We start from the raw sequence: 20,038 nt of genomic DNA on the forward strand, positions 1-20,038 counted from the left end.
ACACATCGTGAAGGGTAAACGTGCTGCCATCAGGGTCCACCACTTCAACGGTCAGAATGCTGTGTTTCTCACTCATCCTTTACTCTCCCCTTCACAGATGGAGTTTGCTGCGTGGATCGAATGCTTTCTCAGCCTCGGCAAGCTGTTCGTAGAGCTTTTCTGCTTCTGCAGAGTGCTGTTCGGGTATCGCTATCTGAAGAATCACCATCTGGTCTCCCGGGTGCTTGCCCGGTAACCCCTTGCCTTTGAGCCGAAGCTTACGCCCCGACGACGTTCCCTTGGGCACTTTTACATTAGCCTTTGAGCCTACCGTGGGCACCGTTACAGTTGCGCCCAGCGCCGCTTCCCAGGGTGCTATCGGAACCGTCACCACCACATCCCTGCCTTCAACACTGAACATCGGGTGTGGCGCCAATTCGATCTCAATCAGCAAATCGCCCGGACCACCGCCGCCAGACCCCGGAGAACCCTGAGCTTTCAAACGCAGGTGCTGCCCTTCGCGCATACCGGCCGGAATTTTTACTTTCAGGTTTTTCTGACGGGCCACAATGCGACCCTGCTTATCGGCTTCGTGTACCGTAAAGGATACCTGCTTGTCACAGCCGTGGAAAACCTCTTCCAAAAACAACGACAACCGGGCGTGAACATCTTCCCCACGCATACGCACGTTCTGCCGGAAGCCTCCAGCCGCGCCGCGGCCAGCTCTTCTGCCACCACCGAACATTTCTTCAAAGAAATCACTGAACTGGCTGGAATCTGCATCGGTGTAACCACCACCGCCAAATCCCGATGAGCTTTGCCATCCCGGAGGCGGCTGAAACGAACCGTCTGCCTGCGCGCCGTGTTTGCGCAACTGATCGTATTCGCCGCGTTTCTCCGGGTCTTTCAGAACTTCGTAAGCCTCACCGAGATCTTTGAATTTTTCGTCGGCGTTGTCTTCCTTACTGACGTCCGGATGATACTTCCGGGCCAGCTTCCGGTACGCCTTTTTGATCTCCTCAGCGGAGGCAGACTCGCTCACACCGAATACCGCGTAATAATCCTTGAAGTCCATTGAACTCCTCGCATTTGGTCAAACATTGTTCTCTGGCTTTATATAATTGGCCCAGATGTCAGAAATACAAGCTCAACCCGGCGCTATCAAAGATGGTGTAATGTAGAGAATAATCCAAAGAGTAAGCTAAAGAGCAATCTTAGCCCAAAACCCACACAGAGAAAGGATGTTATGCCCGAAAAGCCGTCCAAATCCGTATCCGCATCCGCCATTGAGAAACACGTTTACAAAGTGTTCCCCAATGACATGAACGCCCACGACACCGTATTCGGCGGCATGATCATGGCAAAATGCGACCGCCTATCGCTGGTGGTTGCCGAGCGCCACTCGGCTCACGTTTGCGTGACGGCCGCGGTGGATTCCATTCATTTTCGCGCCCCTGCCAAAGGCAACGATACACTGCTATTCAGTTTATCGCTAAATCGCAGCTGGGGATCCTCTATGGAAATTGGCGCCCGCGTTGAGGCCGAGAACAGCTACACCGGCGAGACCCGGCATATCCTATCTGCCTTCTTCACGTTTGTAGCGCTGGATGCAAACGACACGCCCGTGGACGTTCCCGGCGTTATTCCGGACGGCGAGGAACAAAAGCGACGCTTTGGTAACGCAGAAATCCGCAGAGAGGGGAGGCTTAAGACTCGAGCCCAACTGGCGAAAGTGGCGGATGACGAAGACAATTAGCCGAGCCGAAATGCTTTAGCGCGGCAGTCAGGGCGCTATTTCGCCAGATGCCCCACATAAGCTGCAACAAATGCGGTCTCCTGAAATACCTTCAAACCCGTCTCGGCAAACGGAATCGGCAAAGGGTTAGATGACAGCGTGGATTTTATTGTCGCAGGCTGCAGCAGGCGAACCTCCACATCCGTCCCCGACATCAGTTGAATAGCCGCTTCCATCTTGAAGCTGATCGCACCGCCGGCAAATTTGCCCTTGGGCATGCGCTCTTTGATCGCCACTTTTTTAACGTCGTGTTCCGCCAAAAACTCGGCAAAAGCCGCCTGAAACTGCCGCAGATCTTCACCGGTGTGATTCTTCTTCAGGGTGATTTTACGAACCTTGCTTTCGGGCAGGCTGAACTGCCCCATCTCCAGGTTCAACAAGCACACCACGGCATCGCTTCCGCTCAGCTCAACACCACAAACAAGCATGGGCATTCCTCTTTGGGTATCAGGCACAGCATTTCTTGAATTTGAGACCACTGCCGCAACTGCACGGATCGTTGCGGGAAGGCGTTTTAGCCTGCGTAACGGTACCGCCCATGTTCAGAATGGCCGTCAGCTCAGCAATTGATTCCTCAGCGCCCTCGCGGGTATCGAGTGTAATGTTCGCGTGCAGATGAGCTTTAGCCGCCAGAGCTTCAACTTCCTGCTTGCGGGCTTCACTGGTAACAACGAGCGTCAACGGATATTTCCTGCTACCGCTTTTTTGGCTGGCATTGGTCTTGAAGCCGCCATGGGCAGTGTGGTGCTGGCGCGCATCCTGCCGGCCTTTAAAGAAAAATTTATCAGACATACTGAAATCCCGGTACTTGGGAGAAGGAAGGTTGCGCGTACAATATCACTGGCTATACCCTTGAGGCGATCAGCAAAAACACGGGGTAATCGCCGGTCTCCCTTTTGATCACACTGGCAGACACCACCTCGACGTTTTCAAAACCCGCCTGACGGGCGACCGTGGCGATGTTGCTTACGTTATTGACGCGATCAGGATTTTGTCCACAGGAGTGCGCCTTGTGTGCAAAAAAGTCTTTTTTCACGAATGCCTCGGCTACTGAATTCTGTTCCCACTATTTCTGGGAGACTGACTGTTTTGGCATGAGCAAACTGATCATAGCCGCCAACGCATTGGGTGGCTGGTTTTCAGTACCCCGTTCACATCCCAGTCATCCCATCCGGTAAACGGAATAGAGGACTCGCCCACCAACCCCGATAACCGTGAAGCCCAAACCTTCTTCGCGGTTTCCAGATGATTACTGAATGAGTCTTCTTGTTGATAAGCAATGCCGCCGCCCTGAACCCCATAAGTCACCTGAGGTGCCAACACCTCATACCCCACGTAATACAGCGACGAGTGGGTCGGCCACAACCATTCCACTATGTTGCCGGCACGCCCAAACGGCATAAATGCATGTTCCGGCGAGCCGGTAGTGACGGAACAAATAGCTCGCTTGCCTCGAAAATATCCGTGGTTGTAGCGCATGCTCCCAGAGTAAAGTCCTCCGTATACCAACACTCTGTCAAACCAGCCTTTGAGTATCGCCGGCTGGGCGTGCCACCAAAGAGGAAATTGGAAAATCACAAGGTCTGCCCATTCCAGCCGGGAAATTTCCCGCTGAACGTCTTCGGGCAATGAATTGCTCTGATAGTGAGCCCGCTGCTCAGTCAGTGGTGCAAAATACGTGCGATTCGCTTTTTGCGTATACCAGGATGCCCGTTCAACCGGATCAAAACTTTCCCCGTAAAGATCGTCTATCTCAACCTCATGACCGGCTTGTTTCATCGACTCTTCTGCCAAATCGACCAGCCCGCCATTAAATGATGCCCGCTCTGGATGGGCCAACAATATAAGCACGTTCATACAAAAACACCTCTTTCCCTATGTCTGATGACAGGCTAGCCTGTTCATTTAAGAACAGACATTCCGAAAATATGACATTCTAATTTGCATGAATGAACAGTCTATTCGTTGGAATGACCTCGAGATTGTGCTTGCGATAGCAGAAACCGGTTCTCTGTCAGGTGCCGGGCGACGCCTGCATGTGAGCCATGCCACCATTTTTCGGCGTTTGACGGACATGGAGAAAAGGCTCGGCGTGAGCCTATTCAACAGGACACGCACTGGCTATACCCAAACCATGGCTGGCGAAGATCTGGCAGCTTCTGCCGCCCGCATTCAAGCGGAAGTGCTGGGCGCCGAGCGGCGCATTGCAGGGCAAGATCTAAAGCTAACCGGCACCATTCGCGTTACCACCACAGATACTTTGTTTTTCGGCATTCTTGCCGAGATTTTTGCGAGCTTTCGTACAAGACATCCGGAAATCGAGTTGGAAGTCGTCATCTCCAACCATCTTCACAGCCTCTCCAAGCGCGAAGCCGATATTGCCATACGCCCCACCCGCACTCCGCCGGAAACACTCATTGGTCGACGGATCGGGGACATAAATCAAGCTATTTACGGCCAGCGAGAACAATGGCAAACCACCCACTGCCCGTTGCCAGTTAAAAACCTTTCAACACAGTCCTGGATAGGGCCAGACATACACATGGGCGATGCAACGCTGGAAAAATGGATGGCCGAAAGTGGGCGCGGCGATCATTGCCACTATCGTGTCGACTCGATGTTGGGGATGCAAAGAGCAGCGCAGGCGGGCTCAGGAATCACCGTACTGCCCTGTTACATCGGGGATACCGACGGGCACCTCAAACGGCTTACCGAACCCGTTCCGGAATTGACGACCCAACTGTGGCTGCTGACTCATCCGGACTTACGGCGGGTAACGCGAATACGCACTTTTCTCTCAGAGATCAGAGAAAGCCTGCGCTACATCTGTGATAAAAATCGAAGAAAGGGTAAACCTGCGTCCCTCGTCAGGCGAGCCTTACCGGGTCTGAGTTAGTTCGGTGGGGAGGGCTTGGTGAGCGTGTCCGGATTAATCGTTTGATCAGGTTGCTCTGCGCCGGCGTCAATACGCTCACGCTGTTCAAAGCGCCATTTACGGGCCCATTCTGCCGCCTGCCGGATTGATTCAGCCACCGCCTCAGCTTTTTGTCGCTCCGATATAGAAGGCTTGCGCACAGGGACATCGAGTGTTTTTCCCGCTTTACGGGACTTGTCCGGAATACTATTCCCGAAATGAGTGTTGCCTGCATCACAGGTTTTACAATTCCTTACCATTCAAACAGGCGCAACCAGGCATCACTGCTACTCTTAATTAGGAAACTAAATCGAATAAAAGCATGGAGCTAGCTGTGACCAACCGTCCTGACTTCCTTGCTGGCGGAGAGCCGGCCCGACTGATTCCGATAACTGCAGACAGCGCTCGAGAGCAAAAGTCTGTTTCCGTTTTACTCGCGGGCCTTCGCTCTGTATCACTGGTCATGGGCATTTATCAGAACTCAGTGCCAACTATTGCTCAAAAACGACGGTGTTGACGATGGAGATCAAGTCTTTATCCTCAGCGAGATACTGCGCTACCTGGAAAGCGAAAAATCCGGCATTAATCATTTTGATCAAATGAACTCTGAGTGGAAAGATGTAGTAAACAAAGTTAAAAGCAACGCGCCCCTTGCAAAAGCAAGCGATGACGTTCAAAACACAATTGCGGCCTGGCATCAGGAGCAACGAGATCTTTGCCTGATAATGTCCCGCCTCACAGTTAGCGATGTATCGCTAAAATTGAAGAACGACCACCGTCTTGATCCTGCCAAACGCTTGAAAGACGATGCAGACGCTTTTTGCAAGGCTCCTTCCCTGCAATGCTCTCTCAACATCATCAATGCTGCTGCCGACCTCGACGTTACAGCGGATCTGCAAAGACGCATGATTTATTGTTCTATGCATCTCACGGCACCCAAGGATAAGCAAAGCACCAAAGCGAGAACCAACTGGATCCTGCGCCAACTTAAAAAGACGGATCCCAAGGGTTTTTATATTCGCGCAACGAGGCCCGGCAAAGCGGAGGCAACTTATCAAGCGTTAAAAGACTTGCGCGATTCGCCTGAGTTGCTCGATTCCGATACTTCCAACACTGCCGCTACAGCGCTTGAAGTCGTTTATGAGATTGATCTCGCCGGCAAATTCAACGGACGAAAGGTATTTGTAGAGGAGTTGGAAAAAGCTGTGCCTCACTTTTATCAGGAAGCGGGGCAGTTGCTAAAAGCCTGGGCGCCGCCCCCACCCAAAATAGCGACATCCGACAGTGAACCGGAAGAATCTTGCGTCAACAAGCAACGCTTAGAAGCAATTACCCAGAAACGTCATAAGCCCTTGCCGTACACGCCGGAGACGTGCCTATTTGGATTTACGCACAAAACAATCGATCAACGTAATCGACATATCCCGAAAAACTGCATCCGAGGCCACAATGCTTGGAAAGTGGTCATAAACCCCACGGCGACAGGCCGAGGACCGTGCCTTTGCTCGCGTCACACAGGCGGAATAGCCCTCGTCGCCGTTGGTCTGACCGGTGGCCTGTTCACATAAAACGGGCACTTGCGTGACCACCCAATCTACGGCTGTGCCAAGCACAACGGGATTTTTCGACAGGTCCGTGAAGCGACTTGCATCAACGGGTTGTGGCTGATCGCGGGTTTGATCCCAGAGCACAAGCAGCAACGCTGCTGAAACCAGCGTAACGGTAACAATCGGAAATTTCATAGCAAGCACAGACCCATTATGACGCGACCGGCGCAGGTTGAAAAAAGCCATTGATAGTCGCTGCAACTTCTTCCGGCTTCTCCTCATGAAGAAAGTGGCCCGCCTTTACCTGAACAACCCGAATAGCCTTAAAACAGCCTTCAATGTGATTCAGATATTCCGGAATGATGACTTTGTCCCGGTTGCCGTAGATATAAATACTCGGCATCGGCCACACATGATCGGTCAGGGTCGCCCAACGTTTGGCGTCATTATTGAAGGTGCGGTAATAGTTGGCTGCGCAAGCTGGTGTATCGGGGATGGCGTACATACGCACGTATTCTGCAATGGAATCTTCCGGTACAGGGTGCTCGGCTCCTTTCAAAAAGTATCGAAGCCAGGCTACCTCATTTCCCGGAATCATTGCTTCTGCCAAGCCAGGCGCTTGCTGAAAATGCTGATACCAATAGATTGCCCCGCCGCTTGAGCGCACTTTATTAACCACTTCCATGTTACCTTTCAGATTATTGATCACAGCAATATTCATGATGCCCAATCGTGTAACCCGCTCGGGTATCGCCAGCGCAATTTCCTGGGCAACAATGCCACCCCAATCGTGCCCTACCAGTTGAAACTGCTCTATTCCCAACGCGTCGAGCATGCTGATAACATCCTGCGCAAGCTCGGCTTTGTGGTAATGCGCCTCGCCAACCGTGCGCTCACTGTCGCCCAGCCCACGCAGGTCCGGCGCAATAACCTGAAAACCGGCGTCCAGATGGCGGCTGACGTGCTGCCAGGAATAGGAGCTTTCCGGCCAGCCATGAATCATTACCAACGGAGCACCGCCGCTGCCGGTGTCTCGATAGGCAAACCTGCCGCGGGGTGTAGACAACTCTCTGGGCGCGTTTAATAGCATCGCAGGGATTGATCCTTCGTGGGAATTTATTGGAGGCCCTTATTGGAGGCCCTTATTGGAGGCCCTTATTGGAGGCATTTATTAACAGGATTTAGGGCTTTATCCTGACATCATCGAAGTGCGCAAGCCAAATGCCTTACGTGTATATTCGCGATAAACCCATTCAAACACACGGTAAATTTCAACGATGGTAACTGAAGGCGCATACAGCATGCTCGAGGCGTTTTATCGCTGCGTGGATCCGCCGTCATGACCAGGGCTGACCGGGGCTGACCAGAATTACGTTCGATACTCACTTGTCGTAGAAGCCTAGCTGGTCAGTTATCATACCCTTACTCTGAAGGAACTCGGGTTGGAGGAGCACACGCCCAGGGCCGAGTGGATCGGTGGTTCCAAAAAAGACGGGGAACCCAGAAAGGTGCCCTTCGTCATTCGTGAAACCGAACACATGCACCAGCACACCTTGTCTGAAGTTACAATCTGGGAACGGTTGCCACGCTGACACGCATGGCGTCCATCCAACCGACAAATTAACCAACTCCCGAGGAGCGCTTTATGCCCGAAAACAGCCACTTCTACGAACCCGCCAATGGCCACGGGCTGGCGCACGATCCTTTCAATGCGCTGGTGGCTCCTCGCCCCATAGGATGGATATCCTCCAAAAGCCGTGACGGCGTGCTCAACCTTGCGCCTTACAGCTTCTTCAACGCGTTCAACTATAAGCCCCCGGTCGTCGGGTTCTGCAGCATCGGTTACAAGGATTCCGTGCGCAACGCCGAAGAAACCGGCGAATTTTGCTGGAACCTGGTAACCCGCTCACTCAGTGAGGCGATGAATGAAAGTTGCGCCGCGGTGGGGCCGGAAGTTGATGAATTTGTACTCTCCGGTCTCACACCAGAGCCCTCCCGGGTGATCTCGGCACCGCACGTGGCGGAAAGCCCGGTCACCATGGAGTGTCGCGTTTCCCAAGTGCTTCGCCTCAAGGGCGCTGACGGGCAGGAAACAGACACCTGGATGGTATTCGGTGAAGTTGTCGGCGTGCATATCGCACAGCACCTGCTGAAGGATGGCGTATACGACACCGCAGCGGCCGAACCCGTGATGCGCGGCGGCGGGCCTGCCGATTACTTCACGGTAAACGCGTCAAACAGGTTTCAGATGCACCGGCCTGGGTAAGTCCATGCAACCATCCACGTCGAACATGAATCCTCGCAGCTTAACAGCCTGCCTGGCATTTCTCGGTGTTGCCTTCTCGTTCAGCGTTGTGATGATCGGCACCACCATGCCGACCCCGCTGTACCCCATCTACCGGGAAGCCTTCGGGTTTTCCCAGCTGATGATCACGATCATCTTTGCGGCTTACGCCTTCGGTGTGATAGCCGCGTTGGTCGCTACCGGACGCTGGTCTGATCAACTGGGCCGCAGGCCATTACTGCTTGGTGGTCTCCTGTGCTCCATTGTCAGTGATCTGGTTTTTTGGCAAACCGACGGTCTGGCGATGATTCTTGCAGGCCGCGTGCTATCCGGGATCTCGGCCGGCATTTTTACCGGCACCGCGACCGTGGCGGTGTTGGAACTGGCGCCGCCCCAATGGCGCGAGCGGGCGACGTTTGTCGCAACCGCCGCGAACATGGGTGGCTTGGGTCTTGGCCCCATGCTCGCGGGCGCACTGTCACAATACCTGCCGACGCCACTGGTGTTGACGTACCTTGTGCACATCGGGCTTGCCGTCCTGGCCTTCGCCTGCGTGTGGTTGGCGCCTGAAACCGTAAAAAAACCCACTCATCCGAAGCTGTCATTGCAGCGACTGAACGTGCCTCCGGACGTTCGCAGTGTGTTTGTGCCGGCTGCCATTGCAGGTTTTGCGGGTTTTGCAGTGTGCGGCTTTTTCACCTCGATTGCGCCGGCGATGATGGGCAATGTGCTGGGTTACGATAACCGGCTGCTGATCGGGGTTGTCGCGGGCAGTATCTTTATTGCCTCAACGCTCGGCCAGTTTCTGCAGGGTAAACTGCCCCTGCGCCTGCGTTTGCCCATCGGGTGCGCCACCCTCGTGGCAGGCGTTGCGCCGGTCGCGCTCGGTATCCAGATGCAATCGCTCGCCCTGTTCATGGCCGGCGCACTCATCGCTGGAACGGGACAGGGCATTGCCTTTCGCGCCGGCATGGGCGCTATTGCCGAAGCCAGTCCACCAGAGGAGCGCGCGGCCGTTACCTCAACGTTCTTTATTGTGGCCTACATCGCCATCTCCGTGCCGGTGATTGGCATCGGTTTAATGGCCAGCGTGATCAGCCTCAAAACGACGGGCTTTATCTTCTCTGTTTTTGTAGGTTTTATGGCGGCTTTGGCTTTGCTGATTCTTTTAAAACGTGGCCACCACACGAATTGATCAAAAATCAGATGTCAGGCTTCGCTATTCACTTGTCGGGCGGCGTCCAGACCGGAACATCTTCAGTTCTGGGCTCTTCCCAATCCCGGTGCATAGTGCTGCTGAGCGCCTCTTCCAGTTTTATGAACAGCTCGCCATAACGACGGTTGAAACTGATGCCTTCCTCAATTTCCTTCCAGGCCTCGAATAGCTCGTTTTCGTGGGCCATCTCATGGTCAATAAACGCCCAAGTCATCTGCCGCGCACGCATCGGATGAACCCCCAGAGCCGTGAGCGCATGCCCACCAAGCTCCAATGCAGAATGGTAAGTCTCACTGACCACATCGTCAGCACCGGCTTCCCGAAGCTGGTAGCCATGGCCACGGTCGAATGCCCGCGCCAATACCCAGATCCCCGGGAAGAACTTCTTTACATGCTTCACTATATCCAACGTGCGTTCGCGATCGTCAATCGCAACAACCAACAGACGCGCCTGTTCAATGCCCGCGGTTTCCAGCAACCCGGGTCGGCTGGCATCACCAAAAAAGCTCTTGATATTGACTTTACGAACATTTTCAATCTGTTCAATTTCGTGATCGAGCACCACCACGGGGATGTTGTTGGCTCGCAGTAACCGGTAGATAACCTGTCCAAAACGCCCCACTCCAGCCACGATGACCGGCGCCTCTTCATCAATGGCATCGGCTTCCCGCTCGTCGTTTGTCGAACGCCGGTACCGAGGCAGCACAACACGATCATAAACGATGAACAGCAGCGGTGTGAGGAACATCGACAGCGCCACCACCAAAGAGAGAATCTGCGCGATATCGGCCGGTATCACCCGGTTTTGAACACTGTAGGTGAGCAACACAAAACCGAACTCGCCGGCTTGCGCCAACCCAAGGGTGAACAGCCAGCCATTGCTGCCGTGAACGCCGAACTTCAACGCAAGAACCAGCAGAATCAACGCTTTTACCACAATGACTGCCACCACCAGGGCTACAACAATGCCCCACTGAGCCGCCAGAACTTCAAAATTGATCCCGGCGCCCACGGTGATGAAAAACAGGCCCAACAGCAGGCCCTTGAACGGCTCGATGCTGGCTTTGAGCTCATGGCGAAATTCACTGTTACCCAATATGACACCGGCCAGAAAAGCCCCAAGGGCCGGCGACAAGTTGACGATGCTCATGAGTGCAGCAATACCAATAACCAGCATCAAGGCAGTGGCAGTAAAAATCTCTCGCAGCCGGGACTGCACCACATAGCGAAACAACGGACGGCTCAGGTAATAGCCGCCAACAATAACCGCTGCAATCGCCCCCACCACAACCAGAGCATGCCCCCACCCCGGCAGACCTGCAACCAGGCTAAAACCGGAATCGTCACTGAACGATGAGCCGGGCCCACCCTTCAAACCTGGCAACGCCAAAAGCGGAATCAGAGCAAGCATCGGTATAACGGCGATGTCCTGAAACAGCAACACCGCAAACGCGCTGCGGCCGCCCGCCGTTTTCGCCAGACCCTTCTCATTCAGGGTTTGCAACACGATCGCGGTAGACGACAGCGCGAAAATCAGGCCAATGGTCAATGCCGTCTGCCATTGCAGGCCAAGCCACCAGGCGACCGCCATTCCCGCCGCCGCTGTCAGCGCGACCTGAAGACCACCAAGCCCTACAAGGCGCGCTTTCTGGGCCCAGAGCGATTTTGGGTCAAGCTCCATGCCCACTAAAAACAACATCATCACAACGCCAAATTCCGCAAAATGCTGAATCGTATCGGATTCCTGACCCACCAAACCCATCACAGGCCCGATCGCCACGCCGGCAGCCAGGTAACCCAGCACCGAGCCCAGGCCAAAACGTTTTGCCAGTGGTACCGCAATCACCGCCGCCAGCAAGTAAATAAACGCCTGAATGAAATAGGTGGTCATCGGTAGGTCACAACCTTGTTTGCAAAAAAATGTGGTAATGTAATTTTCACAGTGGCTCCCAAAGCCCGTTCAGGACCATGCCATGATGTATTTTGCCCATGAAATAGGCCGCGCCGCGTTGAACCCCGTACGCATGATGACCGGCGCCCAGAGCAAGTTGCTTCAACACCCCTTAAGCCCTTTTTCACACGTTCCCGGAGCCCGCAGCATCGCCTCAGCCTACGGCGTGTTCGGAGACCTCACCCGGCGTTACTCGAAACCCGCGTTTAATTTGCACACAACCCTGTGTGATGGCAAGCAAGTCGACGTTCGTGAAGTCATCACGAGCCGCAAATCCTTTGCACAACTGAAGCACTTTCAGCGCAACGTGGAGCGGCCAGATGACCCCAAGCTACTCATCGTCGCGCCTCTGTCCGGCCACTTTGCCTCGCTGCTACGCGGCACCGTAGAAGCCATGCTGCCGGATCACGACGTGTATATTACCGACTGGCGTGATGCGTGCCAGGTTCCGTTGTCCGCAGGCGATTTTGGCCTCGACGACTACATCGACTACGTTATCGACTTTATCGACCACCTGGGCCCAGACACGCACGTACTGGCAGTTTGCCAGCCTGTGGTGCCGGTACTTGCAGCAACCGCCATTATGGCTGAAGACGGCCATCCGGCGACACCTCGTTCGCTAACGCTGATGAGCGGCCCAATAGACGGCAGAGTTGACCCCACCACGCCCTGCAAGCTGGCGACCAAACACAAATTGAGCTGGTTCAAACGCAACCTCGTACACCCTGTGCCCGCGCCCTACCCGGGCGCCCTGCGCAAGGTGTATCCCGGATTCCTGCAGTTGGCAGGATTTGTGAACATGAATCTCAACCGCCATGTGGATGCCTATCGTGGCCTGTTCACATCCATTCGCGATGGTGAGGCCGGTAAAGTCAGCCGCCACCGCGACTTCTACAACGAATACCTGGCGGTAATGGATCTGCCGGCAACGTATTATCTGGACACCATTCAGCGTGTCTTCCAAGAGTTCCACCTGGCCCGGGGCTGTTTTAAACACCATGGCCGGCTGGTGAACCCGGCCGCCATTCGCGACACCGCCTTGATGACGATCGAGGGCGAGAAAGACGACATTTCCAGCCCGGGCCAAACCCGAGCTGCCCACGATCTGTGCGTCAACGTGCCGGAAGCTCGCCGACTGCATCACTTGCAACCGGGTGTTGGCCATTACGGTGTATTCAACGGTAGCCAGTGGCGCGAAACCATTGCGCCCCGGTTACGGGATTTTATCCGTGCGGCATGACGGGTTGTTTGGGCGGGGTTTTTAGAAAGCTTCTTTGGACGGTTACCTTGAGATGTCGCGGGGCCTCTGCTAGCTTCAAATGAAAGCATCGCTCCAGGGAGAAGGATATGAAGAGTGTCATGCAAGACCTGAAAGGTAAGGTAGCCCTCGTTACCGGCGCATCTCGTGGCATCGGCCGACACATTGCACTTCAACTCGCTCAACGCGGTGCAGACGTCGCAATCAACTTCTGCTCACGCCAGTCCGACGCCGACGAAGTCGTCAGGGAAATTGAGGAGGCCGGGGTTCGCGCACTGGCTATCAAAGCGGACCTTTCCACAATGCCCGCGGCCCGCGGTGTGGTACAGGATGTGTTCAAGACGTGGGGGCGCATCGACATTCTGGTGAACAACGCCGGCATAACCCGCGACAAATCCATGAGAAAACTCACCGACGATGACTGGAACCACGTTCTGGATACCAACCTGGGGAGTGTTTACGCAACCTGTTCCGAAGTGCTGAACATTATGATGGAACAGAAATACGGTCGCATCGTCAACATCACCTCTTTCGTAGGCCAGGCCGGCAACTTCGGGCAGGCTAACTACGCAGCGAGCAAGGGTGGCATCATCGCGTTCACCAAAACTCTGGCGTTGGAAATGGCGAAGTACAACATTACCGTCAACGCTATTGCGCCAGGCTTTACCGAAACAGAAATGCTTGCTCAGGTGCCCGAGAACATTCGCTCTCAAATCGTCGCACGGGTACCCATGGGGCGCTTTGGCCAACCCGAGGAAATCGCCCGGGCAGTGGTGTTTCTGGCGGCGGAAGGAGACTACATCACCGGCCAGCAGATTAACGTGAACGGCGGCGTATATATGTAAAGATATAGACCCCCCGTGATCCCGGGTAAACCCCGGCCAGAGAGTGTGATCATGTCTGAAAAACCGATTAAAACCGAGCACCCGGAAGAATCCGAGCTCAATGTCGTGCGCAACACCGTGCTCAAAGTAAGCGTGCACGGTGGCAACCTGCTGAAACGCTCTCTTATGCGTCGGTTGCGCCCCAGCCCGCCCAGCCCCGTCAGCATCAAAAGCATGGCCAAGCCTTTTGTATCCCTGACCGGAAAGCTCGCAACCCAGCCAGACACCGTGATCCTCGCGCAAATGCGTCTTATCAGAGACAGCACTCGATTCTGGTCGGGCCTGGTGTCCAGCAGCATTCGCAACAAACCATTAGCCGTAATAGAACCCGAACAGGGCGACGCACGCTTCCGGGACCAGGGTTGGGACGAAATCCTGGCGTTCAACGTCATCAAACAAGCTTACTTGCTGTCGAATCGCTGGATCATGGACACCATCGACGACGTGCGCGGTATGGACAAGCACACCAGGCGAAAACTTCGATTCTTCACCGGCCAGATGACCGACGCGCTCGCCCCCAGCAACTTTATTCTCAGCAACCCTGAAGTACTGCGCACAACCATCCGAACCCGGGGCACAAACCTCTTGCGCGGCCTGGGCAACCTGATGCGTGATCTGGATCAGGGCCACGGCCCCCTGCCCTTTCGGATGTCTGACCCGGACGCGTTTACGGTGGGTGGCAATCTGGCGAACACCCCGGGCGACGTTGTTTTTCAGAACGAGCTAATGCAGTTGATTCAGTACAAGCCAACCACCGATGCTGTGCATCGTCGGCCCCTGTTGGTGGTTCCGCCCTGGATCAACAAATACTATATTCTCGATCTGGGTGAGAAAAAATCGTTCATCCGGTATTGGGTCGAACACGGCCACACGGTGTTTGTTATCTCCTGGATCAACCCGGGGGCGGCACTGGCGCACAAGAGCTTCGAAGACTACATGCTCGAAGGCCCCATCGCTGCCATGGATGCCATTGAACGAGCAACCGGCGAGCGCGAGCTCAATACCGTCGGCTACTGCATTGGCGGCACCCTGCTTGGCTGCACCCTGGCCTGGCTTGCAGCCCGCGACGACGATCGAATCAAAAGCGCGACGTTTCTCAACAGTTTACTGGACTTTTCAGACGTTGGTGATCTGGAAGTGTTCATTGATGAAGACGCCATCAGCAAACTCGAGAAAGCCATGAACAAACAGGGCTATCTTGACGGTGCCTCCATGGCGACCGCCTTCAACATGTTGCGAGCCAACAGCCTGATCTGGTCATTCTTTGTTAACAACTACCTGCTCGGTCGGGACACAGCGCCCTTTGATCTGCTGTACTGGAACGCCGACGCCACCCGCATGCCTGCCGCCATGCACAGTTTCTACTTGCGCAACATGTATATGCAAAACCGGGTGCGAGAGCCCGGCGGCATTGAACTGGCCGGCACTCCGATTGATCTGGGCAAGGTCAAAGTGCCGAGCTACTTTGCATCGGCCATAGAAGACCACATTGCCCCCTGGACCTCCAGTTACAAGGGCTCACGCTGTTTCGCAGGCCCCGTGCGCTTCATACTCGGCGGCTCCGGGCACATTGCCGGAATCATCAACCCGCCAGACCGAAAGAAGTACGGTTACCGCCTCAACGAAGACAACAGCCCTACGCCGGATGCGTGGTTAACAGGCGCTAAACAGTTTGAAGGTTCCTGGTGGCCCGACTGGGCTGCCTGGATTGAACAGTTTGGGGGTGGGGAGGTGAAAGCCCGAACCGCTGGAGAAGGCGAGCTGCCGGTGATTGAGCCAGCTCCCGGAGCTTATGTTCAGGGCCAGTCAACGTTAGATTGACCCGTTGCATCCAAAGCGATCAGCGGAGAAAAAGCTGATGCGATTGGTGCCCGAGGCTTTTGCCGCATACATTGCCGTGTCAGCGTTTCGAATTAACTCAACAGACGTCTGCCCGTCTGACGGGAACATGGCAATGCCAATGGATACCCCTATATGGAGCACTCCATCCAGAATGTCTGTTGGCTCGTTAATTGAGCTGACGATACGATTCGCCACGTCGGTAATTTCGTCTTTTCCCTGCGGATCGTTAAGGATGAATATGAATTCGTCCCCACCGACACGGGCCACGGTGTCAGATCTTCGCACCAGCGCCAACAGCCGTTTTGCCACATCTTTTAACAGGTCGTCGCCAACGCAGTGACCGAGCTGGTCATTGACGAGCTTGAAACCGTCAAGATCAAGAAACATCAATGCGAATTGGCTCTGATCACGATCAGAATGCAGAAGTTTTTGATCAATCCTGTCCATCAGCAACGTACGATTGGGCAAATCGGTCAAGGCATCGTGAAACGCCAGGTGTTTGATGTATTCATCCTTGCGAGAGAGCGCCGTAATATCACTGAACACAGAGACATAGCGCGAGGGTTCGCCATTGTCGCCGAGCACCATACTGATGGTCATACGCTGCAGGTAGAGCTCCCCGTCTTTACGGCGGTTCCATATCTCACCATGCCAAAGACTGTTGGCCTGAATCTCTTTCCACAGGGACGCGTGGAAAGCCCGATCGTGACGGTTGGATTGCAAAATACGGGGGTTTTGTCCGACGGCCTCATCAGCGGTATAGCCGGTAATCTCAACGAATCCCGGATTAACCGACAAGATGGTTCCATCAACATCTGTGATCATAACGCCATCAAGCGTATTCTCGAACACACACGCTGCCAGCTTGAGCTTCGCCTCAACCTCCTTGAGACTCGTTACTTCACTGGCCTGAATTGAAAACCCCTTGACCGTGCCGTCGGCATCAACATCGGGAATGTAATGCCCGATGATATGCCCCACACTGCCATCGGTTTTGTTCAGAGTGCGCTCAAAACGCTGCGGCTCGCCCGCCAGAGCTGCGCGAATATGCGGCTCGTTCAGCGTGAACAATTGCTCGCCCACCAGTTCCTGGAATCCGATCCCGATAATCTCCTCGGGCGGCATTCCGAACCACTCACTGTAGGCGACGTTGGCGTAGCGACAGCGTAAATCCCTGTCCCAGTAGCCCATCATATTTGGCGCGTTATCAATGATGATTTTTATGAACTGCTCGCCCTTGATAACGGCATCCGACATTCGAGCTCCTACCCGGGTCGGGTTTATGGGACATCTTATGGTTTCTGCTTCAGAAGGTCTCTGATCTCACCCAGAAGCGTTTCTTCCCTGGTCGCTAAAGGAGGGGGTGCAGGCACGGCTACTTCTTTCTTCTTCAGGAAGTTCATCCATTTTACAACAAAAAATATTGCAAGCGCCACGATCAGGAAATCCACTATCGTCTGAATAAACATCCCGTAATTCAAGGTGACGGCAGCCACATCCGCCGTTGCCGGCTTCAGCACAACGGCCAGGTTAGTGAAGTTAACATTCCCCAGCAACATACCCAGTGGTGGCATGATGATATCCGCCACGAATGACGAAACAATCTTCCCGAACGCGACACCGATGATGATACCGACGGCCATATCGATCACATTGCCGCGCATCGCAAACGCCTTGAATTCCTTCATCATGCTCATAAGCCAACCCTCTGTTAGAGTGATTCACCCAAACCCATGCGGCAAGAATAGCCACAGGGTATTTCCTGATGAATTTAGGCTGACAATCACTTTGTGTACAGCTTTAAAATTGTTAAGCAGTAAGTAACCATAAAGAAGGTTATATTCACAGTGGAGGATGCCACATAGCGAAGTAGCCGCAGCGTTCAATTCCAAGATACAAGAGGTACAGCAATGGCTGAAGCCAGTCCAGGGCAGAAGCTCAAGAAACTTAAAAACAGATACATTGCCGGCCTGCCCAATCGCATGGGGGAGCTCAGAGATTCCTGGAACCGACTCCTGCACGTTAGTTGGGATCCGAAAGCGCTCGCGTTCATGCACCACTGCGCCCACAAGCTGAACGGCAGCGGCGCCACCTTTCAGTTTCCCGATATCAGCGATACCGCGCGCATACTTGAAGAACAGCTACAATCGCTACTCGTGAAGCCCGATGCTAACGCCGCAGAGCGCCAGCAAATTGACCGCTCACTTAAAGCCCTCGAACGCGCTATTGAAGCGGCCTCTCACGCTGACACCAAAAGTGAAGCGACTGCCAGCGAACCACAAATCTCCACTGACAAAGACCAGCCGTTTCGCATCGCCGTTATTGAAGACGATGCAAACCAGGCCGCACATCTGAAAAACTGGCTGGAACAACAAGGTTATTGCGCCGAAACGTTTGAAGACCCAGACACCTACAATCAGCGAACCGACCAGCGCTTCCATGATTTGATTCTACTGGACATAGGCTTTCCCCAGGGCCCTCTGGAGGGTATTGGCTGGCTGGAGCGCACGAGACACCAAACGGGCGCCAATACCCCGGTGATCGTGATGTCTGCCAGAAGCGACATGGTCGCCCGCATGCGGGCATTGAGAGCGGGCGCAGACATCTACCTGACCAAACCGATCGACATGGGCGTGCTCAAAAAACGCATGCACCAGTTGCTGGAGAACACTCCTACTGGCCGGCCAAGGATACTCTGGGTGGACGACGACATTGATCTCCTCGCCCACTACAACGTGATGCTGACCGAAGAAGGCTATGAAGTTGCAGGCCTGAGCCAACCGGCACGCGTACTGGAGCATATCGAACAGTTCCAGCCCGATGCCATCGTGCTTGATCACGACATGCCCGGATGCCGGGGCATAGAGCTTGCACGGGTGCTCAGGCAAGACGCTCGCTACATGACCATCCCGATTCTTTTTGTATCGGCCTCGCCTGAAACACAAGAGCTGTTTGAACAGCACAGCATTGCGGGTAACGAGCTCTTCCAGAAGCCATTGGACAGCGAAAACTTCCTGAGCTCTTTGCACCGGCATTTGATGAAAGCCAAACTGATTGCAGCGCGCATCAACCTGGTCAGCCAGCGCAAAGAATCCCGCAGCCTGCAAAATTACGACTATTTCCTGACTGAACTCGTTGACCTGCTCGCCAACATTGAGAACGACACGGAAGATCAGGCGCACTACCTGGTGCAGGCCAGCATAGACAACCAGGAGTACCTGAGAGCCCAGCACGGTGCCCGCGCCATGGCAAACCTGAACGCAAGCATGGAAAAGCTCTTCGCGAACCAACTCGCCGTTGGCGACTCGGGCTGCGCTCTGGGAGGAGGCAGCTTCCTGTTCCGGCTAACCGCAAAGGCCGCCGACGATGGCAAAGCCTTCCTTGAGCGCTTCCATTACAACCTGAACAACCCCGCCTGGGCCTTGAAGAATACCCCCGCACCGGTCACTCTGAGCTTGGGCGCACTGACCCTGAACGCGACTCCGGATGAAGACAAAGCATTGAATGAGGTCGAAAAGGCCTGTGGCAAAGCCATGCAGTCCGGCAGCAACTCTCTGGTGTGGCAACAGACGCCCGAACGCCCTCCCGAATCCAGACTGAACGATCGAATCAAAGAATTGATCGCAGCGCAGGCGTTCAAGCTCCACTACCAACCCATCGTCAACATGGAAACTGACCACACGCTATTCGAAGCGCAGGTGCGATTGGTGGACGAAAACAATGCCGTGTTTCTGCCTTCGCAGTTCCTGCCCTGCTTGCCTCAAGGCACCCGAAGCCAGTTCTATGAGCTGGATCGCTGGGTCATTCAACATGCCGTAGAAAGCCTGACACTGCTGGAGGGCAAAGCCTCCGCCAGCCATTCAGTCAGCATAAAGCTGTCCTCCCCCATGGTCGAGGTGGAGCGTTTGCTTACGTTGCTGAGCACGGCCATTCGCAACGCTCGCATCAAAGGCGAACGCCGTATTTACCTGGCGCTTTCATGCCCGACCGTATTAAAAGATGTTCCCAAGGCGAAAAAGATAGCGAAGCTGGTTCATAACATGGGCTGCGGGCTCATCATCGAACACGTTGACACAGACACTGCATCGGTGGAGCTACTAAAGGAACTTGGCTGGGTGGATTTCGTGAAACTGGTGCCGACACTCGGCGCCCGCGTTCAGCAAACACCGATTCTGGAGCAACTCCTGGAGCGACTGAAGGCCACCCTCAACTCCAGCCAGCACATTGTGATAACCGGCGTAGAAGACGCCAAAGCGCTGTCCTGGTTCTGGGAACGCGACATTCGCAATTTTCAGGGCTACTTCATCCAGGAACCGAAGGTGGCCATGAGCTACGATCTATGACCATCGGCTGAAACCACGCTGCACA

19 protein-coding genes are annotated in these 20,038 nt (G+C 54.5%); 9 read left to right on the plus strand and 10 right to left on the minus strand.

Features of this window, described 5'->3' with window-relative positions; genetic code table 11:
- Nucleotides 1-91 precede the first annotated feature (91 nt).
- A complete protein-coding gene (locus ENI00_RS14665) occupies nucleotides 92-1,054 on the minus strand; it encodes a DnaJ C-terminal domain-containing protein (protein WP_304104012.1) in 963 nt (320 codons plus the stop codon).
- Nucleotides 1,055-1,225: 171 nt separating this feature from the next.
- Here ENI00_RS14665 and ENI00_RS14670 point away from each other — a divergent pair, with 171 nt between their 5' ends.
- A complete protein-coding gene (locus ENI00_RS14670) occupies nucleotides 1,226-1,735 on the plus strand; it encodes an acyl-CoA thioesterase (RefSeq protein ID WP_304104013.1) in 510 nt (169 codons plus the stop codon).
- A 35-nt stretch (nucleotides 1,736-1,770) separates the two neighbouring features.
- Here ENI00_RS14670 and ENI00_RS14675 read toward each other — a convergent pair whose 3' ends face one another.
- From ENI00_RS14675 to ENI00_RS14690, 4 genes are all read right to left on the minus strand, one after another.
- On the minus strand, nucleotides 1,771-2,202 hold the full coding sequence (locus ENI00_RS14675; protein ID WP_304104015.1) for a DUF3010 family protein: 432 nt from the start codon (nucleotides 2,200-2,202) through the stop codon (nucleotides 1,771-1,773).
- A 19-nt stretch (nucleotides 2,203-2,221) separates the two neighbouring features.
- Nucleotides 2,222-2,566: a PBPRA1643 family SWIM/SEC-C metal-binding motif protein gene (locus tag ENI00_RS14680; RefSeq protein ID WP_304104017.1), complete on the minus strand. Its 345-nt coding sequence runs from the start codon at nucleotides 2,564-2,566 to the stop codon at nucleotides 2,222-2,224.
- A gap of 52 nt (nucleotides 2,567-2,618) precedes the next feature.
- Nucleotides 2,619-2,810: a hypothetical protein gene (locus ENI00_RS14685; protein ID WP_304104018.1), complete on the minus strand. Its 192-nt coding sequence runs from the start codon at nucleotides 2,808-2,810 to the stop codon at nucleotides 2,619-2,621.
- Nucleotides 2,811-2,881: 71 nt separating this feature from the next.
- Nucleotides 2,882-3,631 (minus strand): NAD(P)H-dependent oxidoreductase, encoded by a 750-nt coding sequence (locus tag ENI00_RS14690; protein ID WP_304104020.1) that lies wholly within the window; start codon nucleotides 3,629-3,631, stop codon nucleotides 2,882-2,884.
- An 88-nt stretch (nucleotides 3,632-3,719) separates the two neighbouring features.
- Between ENI00_RS14690 and ENI00_RS14695 the strand changes: the two genes are divergently transcribed.
- A complete protein-coding gene (locus ENI00_RS14695; RefSeq protein ID WP_304104022.1) occupies nucleotides 3,720-4,670 on the plus strand; it encodes a LysR family transcriptional regulator in 951 nt (316 codons plus the stop codon).
- Here the strand turns inward: ENI00_RS14695 and ENI00_RS14700 are convergent.
- Complete coding sequence (locus ENI00_RS14700) at nucleotides 4,667-4,948, minus strand: hypothetical protein (protein ID WP_304104029.1); 282 nt, start codon at nucleotides 4,946-4,948, stop codon at nucleotides 4,667-4,669. The genes ENI00_RS14695 and ENI00_RS14700 overlap by 4 nt on opposite strands.
- 234 nt (nucleotides 4,949-5,182) lie before the next feature.
- On the opposite strand from ENI00_RS14700, the gene ENI00_RS14705 reads away from it, so the two are divergent.
- A complete protein-coding gene (locus ENI00_RS14705; protein WP_304104031.1) occupies nucleotides 5,183-6,256 on the plus strand; it encodes a hypothetical protein in 1,074 nt (357 codons plus the stop codon).
- A 190-nt stretch (nucleotides 6,257-6,446) separates the two neighbouring features.
- On the opposite strand, the gene ENI00_RS14710 is transcribed toward ENI00_RS14705, so the two are convergent.
- Entirely contained in the window at nucleotides 6,447-7,325 is an 879-nt protein-coding gene (locus ENI00_RS14710; protein WP_304104033.1) for an alpha/beta fold hydrolase, read from the minus strand.
- A 555-nt stretch (nucleotides 7,326-7,880) separates the two neighbouring features.
- Between ENI00_RS14710 and ENI00_RS14715 the strand changes: the two genes are divergently transcribed.
- The gene (locus ENI00_RS14715) at nucleotides 7,881-8,501 is read left to right on the plus strand and encodes a flavin reductase family protein (RefSeq protein ID WP_304104035.1); all 621 of its coding nucleotides are present in this window, start codon (nucleotides 7,881-7,883) and stop codon (nucleotides 8,499-8,501) included.
- Between the two features lie 4 nt (nucleotides 8,502-8,505).
- Complete coding sequence (locus ENI00_RS14720; RefSeq protein WP_304104037.1) at nucleotides 8,506-9,714, plus strand: MFS transporter; 1,209 nt, start codon at nucleotides 8,506-8,508, stop codon at nucleotides 9,712-9,714.
- A gap of 28 nt (nucleotides 9,715-9,742) precedes the next feature.
- Here ENI00_RS14720 and ENI00_RS14725 read toward each other — a convergent pair whose 3' ends face one another.
- Nucleotides 9,743-11,626, minus strand: a complete 1,884-nt coding sequence (locus tag ENI00_RS14725) for a monovalent cation:proton antiporter-2 (CPA2) family protein (protein WP_304104040.1) — start codon at nucleotides 11,624-11,626, stop codon at nucleotides 9,743-9,745.
- Between the two features lie 136 nt (nucleotides 11,627-11,762).
- Between ENI00_RS14725 and ENI00_RS14730 the strand changes: the two genes are divergently transcribed.
- The 3 genes from ENI00_RS14730 (at nucleotide 11,763) to ENI00_RS14740 (ending at nucleotide 15,649) form a co-directional block, all read left to right on the plus strand.
- Nucleotides 11,763-12,926, plus strand: a complete 1,164-nt coding sequence (locus ENI00_RS14730; protein WP_414674264.1) for a polyhydroxyalkanoate depolymerase — start codon at nucleotides 11,763-11,765, stop codon at nucleotides 12,924-12,926.
- Nucleotides 12,927-13,033: 107 nt separating this feature from the next.
- The gene (gene fabG, locus ENI00_RS14735; RefSeq protein ID WP_304104044.1) at nucleotides 13,034-13,789 is read left to right on the plus strand and encodes a 3-oxoacyl-[acyl-carrier-protein] reductase; all 756 of its coding nucleotides are present in this window, start codon (nucleotides 13,034-13,036) and stop codon (nucleotides 13,787-13,789) included.
- A 51-nt stretch (nucleotides 13,790-13,840) separates the two neighbouring features.
- Nucleotides 13,841-15,649, plus strand: a complete 1,809-nt coding sequence (locus ENI00_RS14740) for a PHA/PHB synthase family protein (protein ID WP_304104046.1) — start codon at nucleotides 13,841-13,843, stop codon at nucleotides 15,647-15,649.
- On the opposite strand, the gene ENI00_RS14745 is transcribed toward ENI00_RS14740, so the two are convergent.
- Complete coding sequence (locus ENI00_RS14745; RefSeq protein WP_304104048.1) at nucleotides 15,641-16,927, minus strand: diguanylate cyclase domain-containing protein; 1,287 nt, start codon at nucleotides 16,925-16,927, stop codon at nucleotides 15,641-15,643. The two genes, ENI00_RS14740 and ENI00_RS14745, sit on opposite strands and share 9 nt — an antisense overlap.
- Before the next feature lie 35 nt (nucleotides 16,928-16,962).
- Nucleotides 16,963-17,367 (minus strand): large-conductance mechanosensitive channel protein MscL, encoded by a 405-nt coding sequence (gene mscL, locus ENI00_RS14750; protein WP_304104050.1) that lies wholly within the window; start codon nucleotides 17,365-17,367, stop codon nucleotides 16,963-16,965.
- Nucleotides 17,368-17,580: 213 nt separating this feature from the next.
- Between mscL and ENI00_RS14755 the strand changes: the two genes are divergently transcribed.
- Nucleotides 17,581-20,013 (plus strand): response regulator, encoded by a 2,433-nt coding sequence (locus ENI00_RS14755; protein WP_304104052.1) that lies wholly within the window; start codon nucleotides 17,581-17,583, stop codon nucleotides 20,011-20,013.
- Nucleotides 20,014-20,038 lie beyond the last annotated feature (25 nt).

Source organism: Marinobacter antarcticus, assembly GCF_011049865.1.
Taxonomy (GTDB): Bacteria; Pseudomonadota; Gammaproteobacteria; order Pseudomonadales; family Oleiphilaceae; genus Marinobacter; species Marinobacter antarcticus_A.